At 66.5% G+C, this 16,891-nt stretch carries 21 protein-coding genes; 19 read left to right on the top strand and 2 right to left on the bottom strand.

Features of this window, described 5'->3' with window-relative positions:
• Positions 1 to 12 precede the first annotated feature (12 nt).
• Positions 13 to 1,101, top strand: a complete 1,089-nt coding sequence (locus PLC66_RS15030) for a BMP family ABC transporter substrate-binding protein (protein WP_324541823.1) — start codon at positions 13 to 15, stop codon at positions 1,099 to 1,101.
• 68 nt (positions 1,102 to 1,169) lie between these two features.
• On the opposite strand, the gene PLC66_RS15035 is transcribed toward PLC66_RS15030, so the two are convergent.
• The gene (locus PLC66_RS15035; protein ID WP_324541825.1) at positions 1,170 to 1,961 is read right to left on the bottom strand and encodes an N-acetylmuramoyl-L-alanine amidase family protein; all 792 of its coding nucleotides are present in this window, start codon (positions 1,959 to 1,961) and stop codon (positions 1,170 to 1,172) included.
• Between the two features lie 270 nt (positions 1,962 to 2,231).
• Between PLC66_RS15035 and PLC66_RS15040 the strand changes: the two genes are divergently transcribed.
• From PLC66_RS15040 to PLC66_RS15090, 11 genes are all read left to right on the top strand, one after another.
• Positions 2,232 to 2,657 (top strand): c-type cytochrome, encoded by a 426-nt coding sequence (locus PLC66_RS15040; protein ID WP_324541827.1) that lies wholly within the window; start codon positions 2,232 to 2,234, stop codon positions 2,655 to 2,657.
• A 32-nt stretch (positions 2,658 to 2,689) separates the two neighbouring features.
• Entirely contained in the window at positions 2,690 to 4,069 is a 1,380-nt protein-coding gene (locus tag PLC66_RS15045; protein ID WP_324541829.1) for a cbb3-type cytochrome c oxidase subunit I, read from the top strand.
• A 175-nt stretch (positions 4,070 to 4,244) separates the two neighbouring features.
• Positions 4,245 to 5,333 (top strand): type I glyceraldehyde-3-phosphate dehydrogenase, encoded by a 1,089-nt coding sequence (locus tag PLC66_RS15050; RefSeq protein ID WP_324541831.1) that lies wholly within the window; start codon positions 4,245 to 4,247, stop codon positions 5,331 to 5,333.
• A gap of 45 nt (positions 5,334 to 5,378) precedes the next feature.
• Positions 5,379 to 5,993, top strand: a complete 615-nt coding sequence (locus PLC66_RS15055; protein ID WP_324541833.1) for a cytochrome c oxidase subunit 3 family protein — start codon at positions 5,379 to 5,381, stop codon at positions 5,991 to 5,993.
• Positions 5,994 to 6,003: 10 nt separating this feature from the next.
• Complete coding sequence (locus PLC66_RS15060) at positions 6,004 to 6,285, top strand: cytochrome C oxidase subunit IV family protein (RefSeq protein ID WP_324541835.1); 282 nt, start codon at positions 6,004 to 6,006, stop codon at positions 6,283 to 6,285.
• Positions 6,282 to 7,082, top strand: coding sequence for a CbbQ/NirQ/NorQ/GpvN family protein (locus PLC66_RS15065; RefSeq protein ID WP_324541836.1), 801 nt, complete (start codon positions 6,282 to 6,284; stop codon positions 7,080 to 7,082). Before PLC66_RS15060 ends, PLC66_RS15065 begins: the two co-directional genes overlap by 4 nt.
• 28 nt (positions 7,083 to 7,110) lie before the next feature.
• Entirely contained in the window at positions 7,111 to 7,518 is a 408-nt protein-coding gene (locus tag PLC66_RS15070) for a magnetosome magnetite crystal formation protein family (RefSeq protein ID WP_324541838.1), read from the top strand.
• Positions 7,519 to 7,535: 17 nt separating this feature from the next.
• Positions 7,536 to 8,549, top strand: a complete 1,014-nt coding sequence (locus tag PLC66_RS15075) for a 4Fe-4S binding protein (RefSeq protein ID WP_324541840.1) — start codon at positions 7,536 to 7,538, stop codon at positions 8,547 to 8,549.
• A gap of 3 nt (positions 8,550 to 8,552) precedes the next feature.
• Complete coding sequence (locus tag PLC66_RS15080) at positions 8,553 to 10,478, top strand: nitric oxide reductase activation protein NorD (protein ID WP_324541842.1); 1,926 nt, start codon at positions 8,553 to 8,555, stop codon at positions 10,476 to 10,478.
• A 4-nt stretch (positions 10,479 to 10,482) separates the two neighbouring features.
• Entirely contained in the window at positions 10,483 to 11,241 is a 759-nt protein-coding gene (locus PLC66_RS15085) for a Crp/Fnr family transcriptional regulator (RefSeq protein WP_324541844.1), read from the top strand.
• A 117-nt stretch (positions 11,242 to 11,358) separates the two neighbouring features.
• Entirely contained in the window at positions 11,359 to 12,150 is a 792-nt protein-coding gene (locus PLC66_RS15090) for an EAL domain-containing protein (protein WP_324541846.1), read from the top strand.
• A gap of 33 nt (positions 12,151 to 12,183) precedes the next feature.
• Here PLC66_RS15090 and merR read toward each other — a convergent pair whose 3' ends face one another.
• Positions 12,184 to 12,633, bottom strand: coding sequence for a mercury resistance transcriptional regulator MerR (merR, locus tag PLC66_RS15095; protein ID WP_324541848.1), 450 nt, complete (start codon positions 12,631 to 12,633; stop codon positions 12,184 to 12,186).
• A gap of 72 nt (positions 12,634 to 12,705) precedes the next feature.
• On the opposite strand from merR, the gene merT reads away from it, so the two are divergent.
• From merT to PLC66_RS15130, 7 genes are read left to right on the top strand one after another with little or no spacing between them, the layout of a single operon-like run.
• Entirely contained in the window at positions 12,706 to 13,056 is a 351-nt protein-coding gene (merT, locus tag PLC66_RS15100) for a mercuric ion transporter MerT (RefSeq protein WP_276660329.1), read from the top strand.
• A 13-nt stretch (positions 13,057 to 13,069) separates the two neighbouring features.
• A complete protein-coding gene (merP, locus tag PLC66_RS15105) occupies positions 13,070 to 13,345 on the top strand; it encodes a mercury resistance system periplasmic binding protein MerP (protein WP_153167269.1) in 276 nt (91 codons plus the stop codon).
• A gap of 3 nt (positions 13,346 to 13,348) precedes the next feature.
• The gene (gene merF, locus PLC66_RS15110) at positions 13,349 to 13,600 is read left to right on the top strand and encodes a mercury resistance system transport protein MerF (protein WP_276660333.1); all 252 of its coding nucleotides are present in this window, start codon (positions 13,349 to 13,351) and stop codon (positions 13,598 to 13,600) included.
• Position 13,601: 1 nt separating this feature from the next.
• The gene (gene merA / locus PLC66_RS15115; RefSeq protein ID WP_323030436.1) at positions 13,602 to 15,293 is read left to right on the top strand and encodes a mercury(II) reductase; all 1,692 of its coding nucleotides are present in this window, start codon (positions 13,602 to 13,604) and stop codon (positions 15,291 to 15,293) included.
• Positions 15,294 to 15,310: 17 nt separating this feature from the next.
• The gene (gene merD, locus PLC66_RS15120) at positions 15,311 to 15,667 is read left to right on the top strand and encodes a mercury resistance co-regulator MerD (RefSeq protein ID WP_276660339.1); all 357 of its coding nucleotides are present in this window, start codon (positions 15,311 to 15,313) and stop codon (positions 15,665 to 15,667) included.
• Entirely contained in the window at positions 15,664 to 15,900 is a 237-nt protein-coding gene (merE, locus tag PLC66_RS15125; protein WP_153167266.1) for a broad-spectrum mercury transporter MerE, read from the top strand. The genes merD and merE overlap by 4 nt, the downstream gene beginning before the upstream one ends.
• Positions 15,897 to 16,886: a DUF3330 domain-containing protein gene (locus tag PLC66_RS15130; RefSeq protein ID WP_346765748.1), complete on the top strand. Its 990-nt coding sequence runs from the start codon at positions 15,897 to 15,899 to the stop codon at positions 16,884 to 16,886. Before merE ends, PLC66_RS15130 begins: the two co-directional genes overlap by 4 nt.
• Positions 16,887 to 16,891 lie beyond the last annotated feature (5 nt).

Consider the following 16,891-nt stretch of genomic DNA (forward strand, 5'->3'; position numbering starts at 1 on the left):
AGGAGAGTCTCGATGAAGCCCCGTCGCCAGTTCATGCTGTCTGCCGCCGCGCTCGCCGTGGCGGCCACCCTGCCGTTCAGCGCCGCGGCGCAGGCGCCGACCAAGATCGGTTTCGTCTATGTGAGTCCGATCGGCGATGCGGGCTGGACCTACCAGCACGACGAGGGCCGCAAGCAGATGCAGGCCGCGCTCGGCGACAAGGTCGAGACCCGCTTCGTCGAAAGCGTGGCCGAGGGCGCCGACGCCGAGCGCGTGATCCGCGAGTTTGCCGCCAGCGGCAGCAAGATCGTCTTCGCGACCAGCTTCGGCTACATGAACTACGTCGAGCGCGTCGCCCGCCAGTTTCCCAACGTCACCTTCCTCCACGCCACCGGCTACAAGTCGGCCAGGAACTTCGCGCCCTACAACGCGCGCTTCTACGAAGGGCGTTACCTCAATGGCGTGATCGCCGGCAAGATGAGCAAGTCGAACGTGCTCGGCTACGTCGGCGCCTTCCCGATCCCCGAGGTGCTGCAGGGCATCAACGCATTCACGATGGGCGCACGCAGCGTCAACCCGAACGTCGAGGTGCGCGTGATCTGGGTCAACAGCTGGTACGACCCGGGCAAGGAGCGCGAAGCCGCGATGACGCTGATCTCGCAGGGTGCGGACATGGTCACTCATCACACCGACTCCACCGCCACCGTACAGGCGGCCGAGGAGCGTGGCGTCCATGCCTTCGGCTATCACTCCGACATGGCGAAGTACGGCCCCAGGGCGCAGCTCACCGCCACCACCCACCACTGGGGCGAGTTCTATACCCGCACCGTCAACGAGGTGCTGGCCGGTACCTGGAAGCCCGAAAACGTGTGGGGCGGCATCAAGGACGGCATGATCAAGCTCGCGCCCTTGAATCCGGCCATTCCCGCGGACCTGCAGGCCGAGGTGCGCGCGCTCGAGGACAGGATCCGCGACGGCAGCTTCCACCCCTTCACCGGCCCGGTCATCGACCAGGCGGGCAGCGAGCGCCTTGCGGCCGGCGCGGTGATGGACGATGCGACGCTCGGCCGGATGGACTATTTCGTCCAGGGTGTGTCCTCGCGCCTGCCCAACCAGCGCTGACTCCCCCCGGGGCGACGATTCGAAAGGGCTCCCGCCGGACGGCGGAGAGCCCGCTCGCACGATGTGCGTCAGCCTCCGTGCGTGCCTTCGACGGGGCGCGTATCGACGGCATCCGGGCGATCGGCCGCCGCCTCGTCGTCGGCGGGCAGGCCATGGTCGAGGCAGGCCGCGAGCGCGGTCGCAATGCCGTCGGCCATGCGCGCCTGACGCGCGGGGTCGCGCAGCAGCAGTTCCTCGTCGCGGTTCTTGAGCACCCCCGCCTCGAACAGCACCGCCGGCATCGTCGCGTGGCGCAGCACCGCAAGACCGTCGAAGTAATGCACCGCATGCTCGAAATCGGCATAGGCACGGCGCCGCCCGTTCTTGTGCGTGGGCTCGAAGCCCATGCGCTGCAGGCGGGCGCCGATCACTCGCGCACACAGGATGCTCTGCGCCGTCTGCGGGTTGTCGCGCGACACGAATAGCGAGTGCCCGGCAAACGCGTCGTTGTAGTCGAGCATGCGGCCCTCCCATTCCCACGGCCGCAGCTCGAAGGCATTGACCGAGTCGTGATGGATCGACAGCAGCAGGCGCGCGCCCTGCGCCGCCCGCGGCCGCGCCTGCAGGCTGTCGATGCGGCCGCCGGCATTGATCAGCTCGGCGTGCATGCCGCGCGCGCGCAGCGTGTGCACCAGCACGCGGGCCAGGTCGCGGTTGAACTCGAACTCGCTGCGCCCACGCGCGCTGATGGCCCCCGGCGCCTCGAGGGTATGGCCGATGTCGACCGCAATCCAGTCGCCGGCCAGCGCACACGGCGCCACCACCACCGCCAGGATACCCACTCCCATGCGCAGAGCATGGGTGCTGAAGCGCTCGTTCATTGATCCGTTCCTGTTCAGGAGGGCCCACGGCCATGCCGCTTGCAAGCCCGCGGCGGCCCTCGCTCCCTCAACGACAGCGTGAAAGCACGCCAGTTCGCGCCTTGCAGGCCGTCGGCCCGGACAATCTTGATTCAAATCATGGAGCCCATCCGGCGCGACTCGGACAATGCGCCCACCATCGGCACCGCCGTGGGTAGCTTCACCCCCTGAACCACCCAGCCAACCTGCCACCTATCCGGACAAAACGAGACAAGCGATGAGGAGTACTCCATGAGCGGCATCTTCACAAAATCCATGGCGCGGAACATCTTCTACGGGGGAACGGTGTTCTTCTTCCTCCTGTTCCTGGCGCTCACCTTTGACACCGAACGCGAACTCCCGAATCGCGACAACCGGCAGAACATCACACCTGAAGTCGCTGCCGGCAAGCACATCTGGGAAACACGCAACTGTCTCGGCTGCCACACCCTGCTGGGTGAAGGCGCCTACTTCGCCCCGGAACTCGGCAACGTCTACACCCGCCGCGGCCCGGATTTCATCAAGGCGTGGATGATGTCCCAGCCCACGGGCGCCCCGGGCCGTCGCCAGATGCCGAACTTCCACCTCACCGATGAAGAGCTCGACCAGCTCGTGGCCTTCTTCAAGTACACGGCGGGCATCAACACTGCCAACTGGCCGCCCAACATCGAAGGTTGACCGGAAACCTGGAGACCACAAGGGGATCACAGATGCAATACAAATCACAAGCGGTCGCCATGCCCTACTTCATTGCGGCGATCGGACTATTCGTAGGGCAAATCATATTCGGCCTGATCCTGGGCATGCAGTACGTCGTCGGCGACTTCCTGTTCCCGGAAATCCCGTTCAACGTCGCCCGCATGGTGCATACCAACCTGCTGATCGTGTGGCTGCTGTTCGGCTTCATGGGGGCGGCCTACTACCTGGTACCTGAAGAGACCGAGACCGAACTGTACAGCCCGAAGCTGGCGCTGATCCTGTTCTGGGTCTTCCTCGTCGCCGGTGCGGCCACCATTCTCGGCTACCTGCTGGTGGACTACGCCACGCTTGCCTCGGCAACGGGTAACGACATCCTCGCCACCATGGGCCGCGAGTTCCTCGAGCAGCCCCTGCTGACGAAGATCGGCATCGTCGTCGTCGCCCTGGCCTTCCTGTTCAACATCACCATGACCGTGCTGAAGGGCCGCAAGACCGTCATCAGCATCGTGCTGCTGTTGGGCCTGTGGGGTCTGGCGATCTTCTTCCTGTTCTCCTTCTACAACCCGGTCAACCTCGTTCGCGACAAGTTCTACTGGTGGTGGGTGGTGCACCTCTGGGTGGAAGGCGTGTGGGAACTGATCATGGCCGCGCTGCTCGCCTTCGTGCTGATCAAGGTCACCGGTGTCGACCGCGAAGTGATCGAGAAGTGGCTGTACGTGATCATCACCCTGGCGCTGGTCACCGGCATCATCGGTACCGGTCACCACTACTTCTGGATCGGTACGCCGGAGTACTGGCAGTGGTGGGGTTCGATCTTCTCCGCGCTGGAGCCGATCCCGTTCTTCGCCATGACCGTGTTCGCCTTCAACATGGTGAACCGCCGCCGCCGCGAGCATCCGAACAAGGCTGCCGTACTGTGGGCACTCGGTACCGGCGTGATGGCCTTCCTCGGCGCCGGCGTGTGGGGCTTCCTGCACACCCTGGCCCCGGTGAACTACTTCACCCACGGCTCGCAGATCACCGCCGCCCACGGTCACATGGCCTTCTACGGCGCCTATGTGATGGTCGTGATCACCATCATCAGCTACGCCATGCCGATCCTGCGCGGTCGTGCTGCCAACGACACCAAGGCCCAGGTGGTGGAGATGTGGTCGTTCTGGCTGATGACCATCGCGATGGTGTTCATCACGCTGTTCCTGACCGCCGCCGGCATCCTGCAAGTCTGGCTGCAGCGCGTCTCCGACACGCCGATGTCCTTCATGGCGACCCAGGACCAGCTGATGCTGTTCTACTGGATGCGTGAATGGGCGGGGGTGATGTTCTTCATCGGCCTGCTGACCTACCTCGCCAGCTTCTTCATCAAGGGCGAAGCGAAGGGCGTCAAGGCCTGACATGCAGCAGGTGCAGTAGTAGCAACTCCTGGGCGATCCAGGGGAAGGGGTTGGGGCGGCGCGAGCCGCCCCTTTTTTTTGTGCTGGCGTCGGCCTTGGGCACGCGAAACGCTAGAATGCGCCTTCCCCGCGTACGCCGGCCCTGCCGCCGGCTTTCGCCCTGCAAGAGTCCGCCGTGTCCGCAACCGCCCCTGCCTTGTCCACCGCCACACCCGGTTTCCGCATTGCCATCAACGGCTATGGCCGCATCGGCCGCTGCTATCTGCGCGCCTTGCACGAGGCCGGCCTCAGCGAGCAGTTCCGCGTCGTCGCCATCAACGAGCCGGCCGATCTGGCGAGCATCGCCTACCTCACCCGCTTCGATTCGACCCACGGTCGCTTTCCGGGAACGGTGGACAGCACCGAAGACACGCTTCTGGTGGATGGCCGAGCGATCCTGGTAACGCATGCGCGCAGCCCGGAGACGGTCGACTGGGGTGCGCTCGAGCTCGATCTGGTGGTGGAATGCTCCGGCCAGTACGGCAGCCGCGCCGACCTGCAGCGCTTTCTCGACGCCGGCTGCCCCCGCCTGCTGCTGTCGCATCCGGGCAATGGTGCCGAAGATGTCGACGCCACCATCGTGTATGGCATCAACCACCATGAGCTGCGCGGCAGCGAGGGTCTGGTGTCGAACGCCTCCTGCACCACCAACGCCGTGGTCCCGGTGCTCGACCTGCTGCAGCGCGAGATCGGCATCGAGCGGGTCCTGCTCACCACGCTGCATTCGGCGATGAACGATCAGCCGCTCATCGACGGCTACCATCACACCGACCTGCGCCGCACGCGCTCGGCCATGCAGTCGATCATTCCGGTGTCGACCGGGCTGGCGCGCGGCGTGGAGCGCCTGTTGCCGGCGCTCGCCGGCCGCGTGCAGGCCAAGGCCATCCGCGTGCCGACCCACAACGTGTCGGCGATCGACATGGTGCTGACCCTGACGCGCGACGTCACCGCCGGCGACATCAACCATCTGCTGCGCAGCGCGGCCCAGGGCTGCTACGCCCGGCTGATCGCCTATTCCGACGAAGCGCACGCCTCGATCGACTTCAACCACGATCCGCACTCGGCCATTGTCGATGGCGGACAGACGCGCGCCATCGGGCCGCGCATGGTCAATCTGATGATCTGGTTCGACAACGAGTGGGGCTTTGCCAGCCGCATGGCCGATGTCACCCGCCACTGGCTCGCCGGTGGACACCCCAACCCGGCGGCACCGGACACCAATTAACCACGATCAAGTTCAAACCATGCGTGCTTGCCTAGACTGCCGCGCATGGAAACGACAAGCACCTCCCTTCCGGTCGCCCCCACGAGCACCCCCGCCCCAGCCAGCGGTCCGCGGCTGGCGGGCGACCTGGCCATCTGGTTCTTCATCCTGGCCGAACTGCTGGCCTTCGGCGTGTTCTTCGCCGCCTACGCCTTCACGCGGGCGAACAACATCGAGCTGTTCAATGCCGAGCAGGCGGCGCTCGACCGCAACGCCGGCGCACTCAACACCATCCTGCTGCTGACCGCCAGCTACTTCGTGGTGCGGGCGGTCCAGGCGGCCGAGCTGCGCGCCTCGCGCGCCGCCGCGAACTGGCTGCTGGGGGCCATCCTCACCGGGCTGGGTTTCATCGTCGTCAAGCTGGGCGAGTATGCCGCCGCATTCGCGCACGACATCAGCCTGTCGAGCAGCCCCTTCCACATGTTCTACCTGTCGCTGACCTTCTTTCACTTCATGCACGTCATCCTCGGGCTGGTGATCCTGGTGGCGATGTGGAACGGCGCCCGCCAGGGCCGTTACGGGCCGGGAGACATGAACGGCCTCGAGACCGGCGCCGCCTACTGGCACATGGTGGATCTGGTGTGGCTGATTCTCTTCCCGCTGGTCTACGTCATTCACTGAGGAGCCGGACATGGACGTCCAGATGCACGGCACGCCCCGGCGCGCCACCTGGCTGTGGATCACGCTGATCGCCGCCACCCTGCTCACCTGGGGCATGGGCATGATCGGCGCCACCGGAACCTGGGCCATCGCCGCACTGGCGACGATCTCGTTCTGGAAGGGCGCGGTGATCATTCTCGACTTCATGGCCCTGCGCCACGCGCCCCTGTTGTGGCGCGCCCTCACCATGGGCTGGATGATCCTGGTGTGGGTCGTCATCGCCATCGCCTACATCAAAGGACTCGCACAATGAAGCCGGACACGCCCAACCTCGACATCCCCTTCTATCAACCCGCCGGCGACGAAGTCGAGGTCTTCGAGCACGCCTGGAAGAACCGCCTGCCCCTGCTCATCAAGGGCCCGACCGGCTGCGGCAAGACGCGCTTCGTCGCCCACATGGCGGCCCGCCTCGGCCTGCCGCTGTTTACCGTCGCCTGCCACGACGACCTGACCGCAGCCGACCTCGTCGGCCGCCACCTGATCGGCGACGGGCGCACCCTGTGGTGCGACGGCCCGCTGACGCGTGCGGTGCGCGAGGGCGGCATCTGCTACCTCGACGAAGTGGTCGAGGCGCGCAAGGACACCACCGTCGTGCTCCACCCCCTGGCGGACGACCGTCGCATCCTCCCCATCGACCGCACCGGCGAGGTGCTCGAGGCCCCACCCAGCTTCATGCTGGTGGTGTCCTACAACCCCGGTTACCAGAACCTGCTCAAGGGCATGAAGCCCTCCACCCGGCAGCGCTTCATCAGCGTGCGCTTCGACTTTCCGCGTGCCGCGCAGGAAGAGGCCATCCTGATCGGCGAGACCGCCTGCCCGCCCGACCTGGCGCGGCGCCTGGTCGCGATCGGCGGCGCCCTGCGCTCACTCAAGGATCGCGACCTGGAGGAGTCGGCGAGCACCCGGCTGCTCGTCTACGCCGCGTTGCTGATCAAGGACGGCATGGACCCGGTGGCGGCCTGCCGGGTGGGCATCGTCGAGAGCCTGACCGACGACGCCGACATCGCCGAGGGGCTGATGGAGGTGGTCGCCGCCACCTTCGGACGCTAATCCGGCACCGGCGCGCTATAAAGAATTCATGAACATCGAACGCCCAGACCCCCTCAAGCACATCATGCCCGGTCCGCAGCTCGCGGTGGCCGCCGAGGCGCTGTTCCTGATCAACCTGATGCTGTTGCCCGGCCTCGCCTTCCTCGCGCTGATGGTCCTGTGGGCCAAACATCACGACCACGCCGACCCGCTGGTGCGCAACCACCTGCGCCAGACCGGCTGGACCTGCATCTGGGGCGGACTGCTGCTGGTGATCATCAGCGTGTCCATCTTCCTCCTCGGCGGCCTCGACAACCCGTGGACCTGGGTCATCGGCGTGCTCTATTTCACCGTGGTCCATGCCAGCCTGATCCTGCTCGGGGTGATGGGCCTGTCGCGCGCCATCAACGGTCGCAGCTGGCGCTATCCGGTTTTCGGGCCGCGCGAACCGGCGTGAGGGGACAGGAACACGTCATGGCAGCGCCCGCGTCCACACGCCGCGTGATCCCCATCGCCCGCGTTCCGGCCGCAGGGCAGGCGCAGGCGCCGCGCTCGCGCCAGCGTCTGCGCCTGGCCTTTCAGGTCGGATTCTTCGCGCTGTTCGTGCTGGCACCGGTGTTCGACCTGTTCCGCTACGACCTCGATGCAGACCACGCCTGGCTGCTCGGCATGGAGTGGCGGCTCGGGCTCGATCCCTTCCTCGCCGGCCAGGCGAGCGCCCTCGAGGCCGCGGGCAACATCATCCTGCGCCTGTTCGTCCCCCTGCTGGCGGTCGCAGCCGCGGTGCTTTGGGTGGCCTGGAAGTGGGGCCGGATGTATTGCGGCTGGCTCTGCCCGCACTTCTCGGTGGTGGAAACCATCAACAAGCTCATGGCGCGTGCCTCGGGCAAGCCCACGGTGTGGGAGAAGCACCGCCTGCCGGCGTGGAAGCCCGACGGCACCCCGGCCCGCACCGACGCACGCTGGTGGGGCATCGTCGTGCCCGCGGCGGTGGCCTTCGCCTTCCTGTGGGCGGTCGTGCTGCTCACCTACCTGCTGCCGCCGGCCGAGGTCTACGGCAACCTGTTCGCCGGCGAACTGACCCGCAACCAGTTCATCTTCATCACCGCAGCGACCGTGGTGCTGAGCCTCGAATTCCTCTTCGCCCGCCACCTCTTCTGCCGCTTCGTGTGTGCCGTTGGCCTGTTCCAGAGCCTGGCCTGGATGGGCAACAAGGACGCCATGGTGGTCGGCTTCAAGCGCGAACGCGCCAGCGACTGCGCGAGCTGCCTGCCCGATCGCCAGTCCGCCTGCGACGCCGTGTGCCCGATGCGGCTGCGCCCGCGCAACATCAAACGCCACATGTTCACCTGCACGCAGTGCCGCCGATGCATCGACGCCTGCGGCGAAACCCAGCGCGACAACCCGCAGGGCGCGCTGCTGAGCTGGGTCGCCGACGAGGCGGCACGGCAGAACGAAGCGGGTTTCCGCGCGCTCAAGGAACGCTGAACCATGGAAGAGTCCGTCGGCCTGCTGTGGCACCGCCTGATCACCCGCGCCGCGGGCGGCCACTTTCCCAAGGCCGCGGTCAGGCTCAAGGACATCGAAAAGGTCGCGGGCGTGTTCTTTCGCGCCCTCGGCGGCGACCCCGGCCTGCGTGTCGCCGCCGCCACGGCCGATGCCCATGGGGCTCGGCGCAGCCTGCTGCAACGCCTGGCCGGCGCCGACGAACGCCTCGCCCGCGGTCGCATGGACATCTCCACCCTGCGCCTGCCACCGGAGATCGATGCGCTGCCCGAGCGCAGCCTGAACCGCGATCTCTACCTGTGGCTGGCCGCGCTCGCCGCCGGCCATGCCGACGGCGACGCCGACACCGATGCCGCGGTCGACGCTGCGCTGCCTCCCCCGCCCCAGGGCCAGATCGACGTGGAAGCCAGCCGCGAGCTGCGCGAGAACCAGCGCGCCACGCTGCGCGCGCTCAAGCGTTGGCCGGGGATCGAGGCGCGCTATCGGCGCCTGGTCGATGCCGTCATCGCCCAACGCCGCCCGCCCTCCAAGCTGCCACCGGCCGAGGCGGAGCGCGAGACCCTGCTGCGCCAGGCGATGCATGCCCCTGGCAGTGTCGCGGCGCTCCCCGCCCTACCCCTCAAGGCCAAGCCCGCGCAGCCGGTGCTGCTGTGGCTGAGCGACTTCCGCAGCAAGGACGTCAGCGGCCTCACCGGTAGCGGCAGCGGCGCCGAAGCCGCCGAGGGCGGCAACAGCCGTCCCGGACGCGACGCCAGCGAGCAGGCCCACCGCGTCGAGCGCCAGGAGAATGCGCCCGAGAAGCACGGCATGATCATCCCCTTCCGCGCCGAAAGCCTGTTGTCGGTGGCGGAGTTCATCAAGGTCAAGCGCAGCACGGACGACGATCCTGACGACAACGCTGCAGACGCCGCGGCTAACCTCGAGCACCTGTCGATCACGCGCGACAACGAGCGCGTCGCCTCCAAGGTACGCTTCGACCTCGACCTGCCCTCGGCCGCCGAGGACGACGTCGTGCTGGGCGAAGGCATCCCGCTGCCCGAATGGGACTACCGCAAGAACCTGCTGCGCGAGGACCACGTGCGTCTGATCGAGCTGAGCGCCGCCGCCCATGATCCGCGTGCCGCGCCCTGCCCGCTGCCCGAGCCGCTGCGGCGTACCGCGCGCCGCCTCCACCGCCAGTTCGCCGCGCTCACGCCGGGCCGCCGCTGGTTGAAGGCGCAGGGCGATGGCAGCGAACTCGACGTCGATGCGGTGGTGCGTGCCGCCACCGACCGCGCCAGCGGCCACCACCCCTCCGACCAGCTCTATCTGTCGCTGGAAAAGCGCGAGCGCGATCTCGCCTGCCTCGCCCTGGCCGACCTGTCGCTGTCGACCGACGCCTGGGTGTCGTCCGAGGCGCGCGTCATCGACGTCATCCGCGACTCCCTGCTGCTGTTCGGCGAGGCCCTGATGGCCACCGGGGACCGCTTCGCGCTGTGCGGCTTCTCGTCGGTCAAACGCAGCAACGTGCGCTTTCATCGCCTGAAGGACTTCGACCAGCGCTTCGACGACCGCGCCCGCGGCCGCATCATGGCGATCAAGCCCGGCTACTATACGCGCCTGGGCGCGGCCATCCGCCACGCCACCAGCATCCTCGACAAGCAGTCGGCGGCCCGTCGCATCCTGCTCATCCTGTCCGACGGCAAGCCCAACGACCTCGATCTCTACGATGGCCGTTACGGCATCGAGGACACCCGGGTCGCGATCGTCGAGGCCCGTGGCCGTGGCATCGTGCCCTTCTGCGTGACCATCGATCGCGAGGGGGCGAGCTACCTGCCCCACCTGTTCGGCCCGGCCGGCTTTGCCGTCATTCGCCAGCCCGACGAACTGCCCGCCCGCCTGCCCATGTTCTATGCCCAGCTCACCCGGTGACGCCATGAACCACCGAGACCTTCCCTGCGCCCAAGCGCTGCGTGACGACACGTCCGGCGAGTCCGCCACCCCGGAACTCGAGCGCCTGTGCCGACTTCTCGGCCAGGCTTCGCTGTTCAACGGCCTCGGCTGCCACGAAATCGCCCGCTTCGCGCGTGGCGTACGCGAACTCAAGGCCGCCCGTGGCGACATCCTGTTCCATCGCGGCGACACCTGCCACGGTTTTCACCTCATCCTCAGCGGCCAGATCAAGCTCGCCTTCACTTCGGCCGAGGGCAACGAAAAGGTGGTCGACATCCTGCATCCCGGGCAGAGCTTCGGCGAGGCGGTGATGTTCATGGACAAGCCCTATGTGGTGATGGCACAGGCGCTGACCGATGCCAGCCTGCTGCATATCGGCAAACAGGTGTTCTTCGACGAGATGGCCGGCGACCCGACGTTCTGCCGCAAGATCATCGCCGGCCTGGCGCAGCGCCTGCACCAGTTGATGGCCGACGTCGAGAGCTACTCCTTGCGCTCGGGTCGCGAGCGCATCATCGGCTACCTGCTGCGCGAGGAAGAGCGCGAGGGCGAAGGCGTCGCCGTGGGTCGAGTGTCGATCCGGCTACCCACCAGCAAGGGCACCATCGCCTCGCGGCTCAACCTCACCCAGGAGCACTTCTCGCGCATCCTGCACGAGCTCACCGGCGCCGGCCTGATCGAGGTCGAGGGCCGCACCATCCACATTCCGGACATCGGCAGGCTGCGCATGAGCCTGGGCTGAGCCCGCGTTTGCACACTGCGCATGGCTCTCCGGTCGGATCGTGATTTTCCTCCTTGACCCGTGCTGCGTACGCCCCATATTGTCGCGCACCCTCTTTTCCCCAAGGCTGCGCCGACCATGCAAACGCTGATCCCGCTGCACCCGGCGAATTCAGCCGCCGAGGCACCCGCCTGCGACCGCTGTCGTACGCTCGAACCCCTGCCATTCGACTTCAGCATGGCCTTTCAGCCCATCGTCGACCTCGGCACGGGGGCGGTATGGGGCTGGGAGGCGCTGGTACGGGGCGCCAATGGCGAAGGCGCGGCCAGCGTGCTGTCGCGGGTGAACGACGACAACCGCTACCAGTTCGACCAGCGCTGCCGCACCCGCGCCATCGAGCTCGCACACCAGCTCGGGCTGTCCTCGAGGCTGAGCATCAACTTCCTGCCCAACGCCGTCTATGAGCCACGTGCCTGCATTCACGCCACCATCGAGGCGGCGAACCGGGTGGGCTTCCCGCTCGACCGTCTGCAGTTCGAGATCACCGAGGTCGAGGAGGTGCGCAACGACGGCCATCTTCGGCGCATCGTCGAGGAATACCGCGCGATCGGCTTCGGTACGGCGATCGACGACTTCGGCGCCGGCTATGCCGGACTCAACCTGCTGACGCATTTTCAGCCCGATACGCTGAAGCTCGACATGAACCTGACCCGCAACATCGATCAGGATCGCCGGCGTCAGTTAATCGTGCGCAACCTGATCCGGCTCGCGGCCGAACTGCCGTGCACGCTGATCGCCGAGGGCGTCGAAACCCTCGGCGAGGCGCGCTGCCTGGCCGACATGGGCATCAGCCTGCAGCAGGGCTACCTTTACGGGGTCAGCTCACGAAACGGGAAAAATCGTACGCTAAGGTCCGAAGGTGCCCTTTAAGGGGTCGTCTCAGAAAACGGAAAAAAACGTACGTTAAAGGGTAGCCGCCTCTCGGCTACCAACATTGCAAGGTTCTTTCTCCCCTTGCAGCGACGCAATCAGCGGGCAAGACACGTTCCCCTTCCGTGCATGGCAGGCACACACAAGCTCGGACAAGACGATTTCCATGCGAGCCAGGTCGGCCAGCTTGGCGCGCACGTCCTGGAGCTTGTGCTCGGCCAGGCGGCTGGCTTCGTCGCAGTGGGTGCCATCCTCCAGCCGCAGCAGCTCGGCGATCTCATCCAGGCTGAACCCCAACCGCTGGGCTGATTTCACGAACTTCACCCGTGCTACATCGGCCCTGCCATAGCGGCGGATGCTGCCATAGGGCCGCGCCGGCTCGGGCAGCAAGCCCTTGTGCTGATAGAACCGGATCGTCTCCACATTGACCCCGGCCGCCTTGCCGAAGGCGCCGATGGTCAGATTCTCCAGATCGTTCTCCATACCGCTTGACTCCGTAGTTGACTACGGCAGTAACGTTACAACATCAAGCAAAGACCCGGAAGGAGAAGCTTTATGTCGGAACCCAAGACCGGTCGTGGCGCGCTGGCCACCAGCGGTGTCGCGGCCATCCTCGCCTCGACCTGCTGCCTCGGCCCCCTCGTGTTGGTCGCGCTCGGCTTTTCCGGCGCCTGGATCGGCAACCTGACTGTGCTGGAGCCGTACCGCCCGATCTTCATCGGCGCGGCGCTGGTGGCGCTGTTCTTTGCTTACCGGCGCATCTTCCGCCCGGTGCAAGCCTGCAAGCGGGGGGAGGTGTGCGCGATTCCACAGGTGCGGGGCAGCTACAAGCTCATGTTCTGGATCGTGGTCGCGCTGGTTCTGGTCGCGCTCGCCTTTCCCTTCGTCGTGCCATTTTTCTACTGATCAGGAGTTCGCCATGAAAAAGCTGTTTGCCTCCCTCGTCCTCGTCGCCGTTGCTGCCCCGGTGTGGGCCGCCACGCAGACTGTCACGCTGTCGGTGCCCGGCATGACTTGCGCCGCCTGCCCGATCACGGTCAAGAAAGCGCTCTCCAAGGTCGAAGGCGTGAGCAAGACCGCGGTGAGCTTCGAGAAGCTCGAGGCCGTCGTCACCTTCGACGATACGAAGACCAACGTCCAAGCTCTCACCAAGGCCACCGCCGACGCCGGCTATCCCTCCGGCCTCAAGAAGTAAGTCATGGATAACCGGACCTTGCTCAAGACCGGTATCGCCGGTTCGGTGATCGCCGCAGTGTGCTGCGCGACGCCCGTTCTCGTGATTTTGCTCGGCGTCCTGGGTCTGTCCGCCTGGGTTGGGTGGCTTGATTACGTGCTGATCCCGGCCCTCGTCATTTTTGTTGGTATCACGATCTACGCCTGGCGTCGCCGGCGGGCGGAAGCGGTCTGCTGCGAAGTTGAAATCGGACTGAACCAGAAGAAGGGGGTATGAAATGAATGGCCGTGTTCTGCACGTCACCGGGATGACTTGCGATTCCTGCGCAAACCACGTCGAGAAGGTGCTTCTCACCGTGCCCGGTGTTCATAAGGCGGAGGTGTCGTACCCTGACGCCTTGGCCCGTGTGAGCGGGGAGCCGGCGCTTGATCCGACGATGCTCGTCTCGGCAGTCGCAGCAGCTGGCTACCGGGCCGCGCTCGCCGATGCGCCGCCCGCCGCGATGGGCAGCGGGTTGCTCGGCAAGATGCGCGAGTGGCTGGGCAGTGGCGACAAGGCGGGGGGCGATGGGGGTGGTTTACATATCGCTGTCATCGGCAGCGGCGGTGCCGCGATGGCGGCGGCGCTGAAGGCCATCGAGCAAGGCGCGCGGGTCACGTTGATCGAGCGCGGCACCATCGGCGGCACCTGCGTCAATGTCGGCTGCGTGCCGTCCAAGATCATGATCCGCGCCGCCCACATCGCCCATTTGCGCCGGGAAAGCCCGTTCGATGGCGGCATCAAAGCCGCCCCGCCGGCGATCCTGCGCGAGCGATTGTTGGCCCAGCAGCAGGCGCGCGTCGATGAACTGCGCCACGCCAAGTACGAGAGCATCCTGGACGGCAATCCGTCCATCACCGTGCTGCGCGGAGAGGCCAGTTTCAAGAACGAACACACCCTGACCGTGCGCCTGGTCGAAGGTGGCGAGCGCGTGGTGGCGTTCGACCGCTGCCTGGTCGCCACCGGCGCCAGTGCGGCCGTGCCGCCGATCCCCGGGCTGAAGGACACGCCGTACTGGACATCAACGGAGGCACTGGTGAGCGACAGCATCCCCGAGCGGCTCGCCGTGATCGGCTCGTCGGTGGTGGCCGTCGAACTGGCACAGGCCTTCGCCCGGCTGGGCAGCCAGGTCACGATCCTGGCGCGCAACACGCTGTTCTTCCGCGAAGACCCGGCCATCGGCGAGGCCGTCACCGCCGCCTTCCGTGCCGAGGGCATCGAGGTGCTGGAGCATACCCAGGCGAGCCACGTCGCTTATGCGGACAGGGAATTCGTACTGACCACCGGGCACGGCATCATTGCCGCCGACAAGCTGCTGGTCGCCACCGGCCGCGCACCGAACACACGCGGCCTGAACCTCGAAGCGGCAGGCGTCACCTTCAATGCGCAGGGCGCCATCGTCATCGACAAGGGCATGCGCACGAGTAACCCGCACATTTACGCCGCCGGCGACTGCACCGACCAGCCGCAGTTCGTCTATGTGGCGGCCGCGGCGGGCACCCGTGCCGCGATCAACATGACTGGCGGTGACGCGGCCCTCGACCTGACCGCGATGCCAGCCGTGGTGTTCACCGACCCGCAAGTGGCGACGGTGGGCTACAGCGAGGCGGAGGCGCACCACGACGGCATCGAGACCGACAGCCGCCTGCTCACCCTCGACAACGTGCCGCGCGCGCTCGCCAACTTCGACACGCGCGGCTTCATCAAGCTGGTCATCGAGGAAGGTAGCGGACGGCTCATCGGTGTACAGGCGGTGGCGCCGGAAGCGGGCGAACTGATCCAGACCGCAGTGCTCGCCATCCGCAATCGCATGACGGTACAGGAACTGGCCGAGCAGTTGTTCCCGTACCTGACGATGGTTGAAGGGTTGAAGCTCGCGGCGCAGACGTTCAACAAGGACGTGAAGCAGCTGTCCTGCTGCGCCGGGTGAGGAACAGGAGGTGTTCGATGAACGCCTACACGGTGTCCCGACTGGCTGATGACGCAGGGGTGAGCGTGCATGTCGTGCGGGATTACATGGTGCGTGGATTGTTGCGGCCGGTGGCGCGCACCGCCGGCGGCTATGGCTTGTTCGATGCGGAGGCCTTGCAGCGGTTGTGCTTCGTGCGGGCCGCCCTGGAGGCAGGCATCGGCCTCGACCTGCTGACGCGGTTGTGCCGGGCGCTGGACGCCGCTGACGGCGATGAGGCGTCGGCGCGTCTGGCCGACCTGTGCCAGCAGGTCGAGCGCCGACGCCAGGCGCTGGCGAAGCTCGACGCGCAGTTGACCGAACTGGCGCACAGCACGTCGGAGATTTCGGCATGAACAGTTCGGAGCGAGTTTCCCTCGAGACACGCAAGCCGCTTACCGGCTACCTGTGGGGTGCGCTTGCCGTGCTCACCTGTCCCTGCCATTTGCCGATTCTCGCCGTTGTGCTCGCCGGCACCACCGCCGGGGCGTTCCTCGGCGAGCATTGGGGCATTGCGGCGCTCGGCTTGACCGGCTTGTTTGTCCTGTCCCTGGCGCGGGCGATGCGGGCGTTCAAGGGAAGATCATGAGCGCTTACGAGCCGGATGGCTGGACGGCGGCGCAACTGGCCCAGGCGGCCGAGCACCGGCAACTTGAGCTGCACTACCAGCCCATCGTCGAACTGCGCCGCGGCCGAATTGCCGGCGCGGAAGCGCTGTTGCGCTGGCGGCACCCGAGCCTTGGCCTGCTGCCGCCGGGCGCGTTCCTGCCACTGGCCGAATCGTCCGGGCTGATGTCCGAAATCGGCGCGTGGGTGCTGGGTGAAGCCTGCCGTCAGATGCAGCGCTGGCTGGCGTTGAATTGGCGGCCGTTCCGATTGGCCGTCAATGTATCCGCAAGCCAGGTCGGGCCGGCATTCGGCGAGCAGGTGAGACAAGCACTGACCGATGCCGGTCTGCCCGCCGAGTACCTGGAAATCGAGTTGACCGAATCGGTCGCGTTCGGCGATCCGGCCACCTTTCCGGTCTTCGACTCGCTGCGCGCCATCGGCGTGCGCTTTGCCGCCGACGATTTCGGCACGGGCTATTCCTGCCTGCGCCACCTGAAATGCTGCCCGATCACCACGCTCAAGATCGACCAATCGTTCGTTGCGGGCCTCGCGGATGACACCCGCGACCGGACCATCGTCGGCAGCGTGATCCAACTCGCGCACGGTCTCGGCATGGACGTCGTGGCCGAGGGGGTGGAAACGCACGCCACTTTCGTGCAGTTACGGAAACTGGGCTGCGACGCGGTACAGGGCTTTCTGTTCGCCAGGCCGATGCCGGCGGATGAGTTCACCTGCTTCGTCAGCCAAAGGAGCAGCGCCATCATGAACGCCAACCAACCGTCCACCGCTACCTGCTGCGTGTGCTGCAAGGAGATTCCGCTCGATGCCGCCTTCACCCCGGAAGGCGCGGAATACGTCGAGCACTTCTGCGGGCTGGATTGCTATGAACGCTTCCGGGCACGCGCCAAGGCCGAGACCGAACCCGACGCTGCTCACGTCGCCGGCGGTCCGCATTTGTCAGATTGAGGCAT

This window comes from Thauera sp., assembly GCF_035444905.1.
GTDB lineage: Bacteria > Pseudomonadota > Gammaproteobacteria > Burkholderiales > Rhodocyclaceae > Thauera.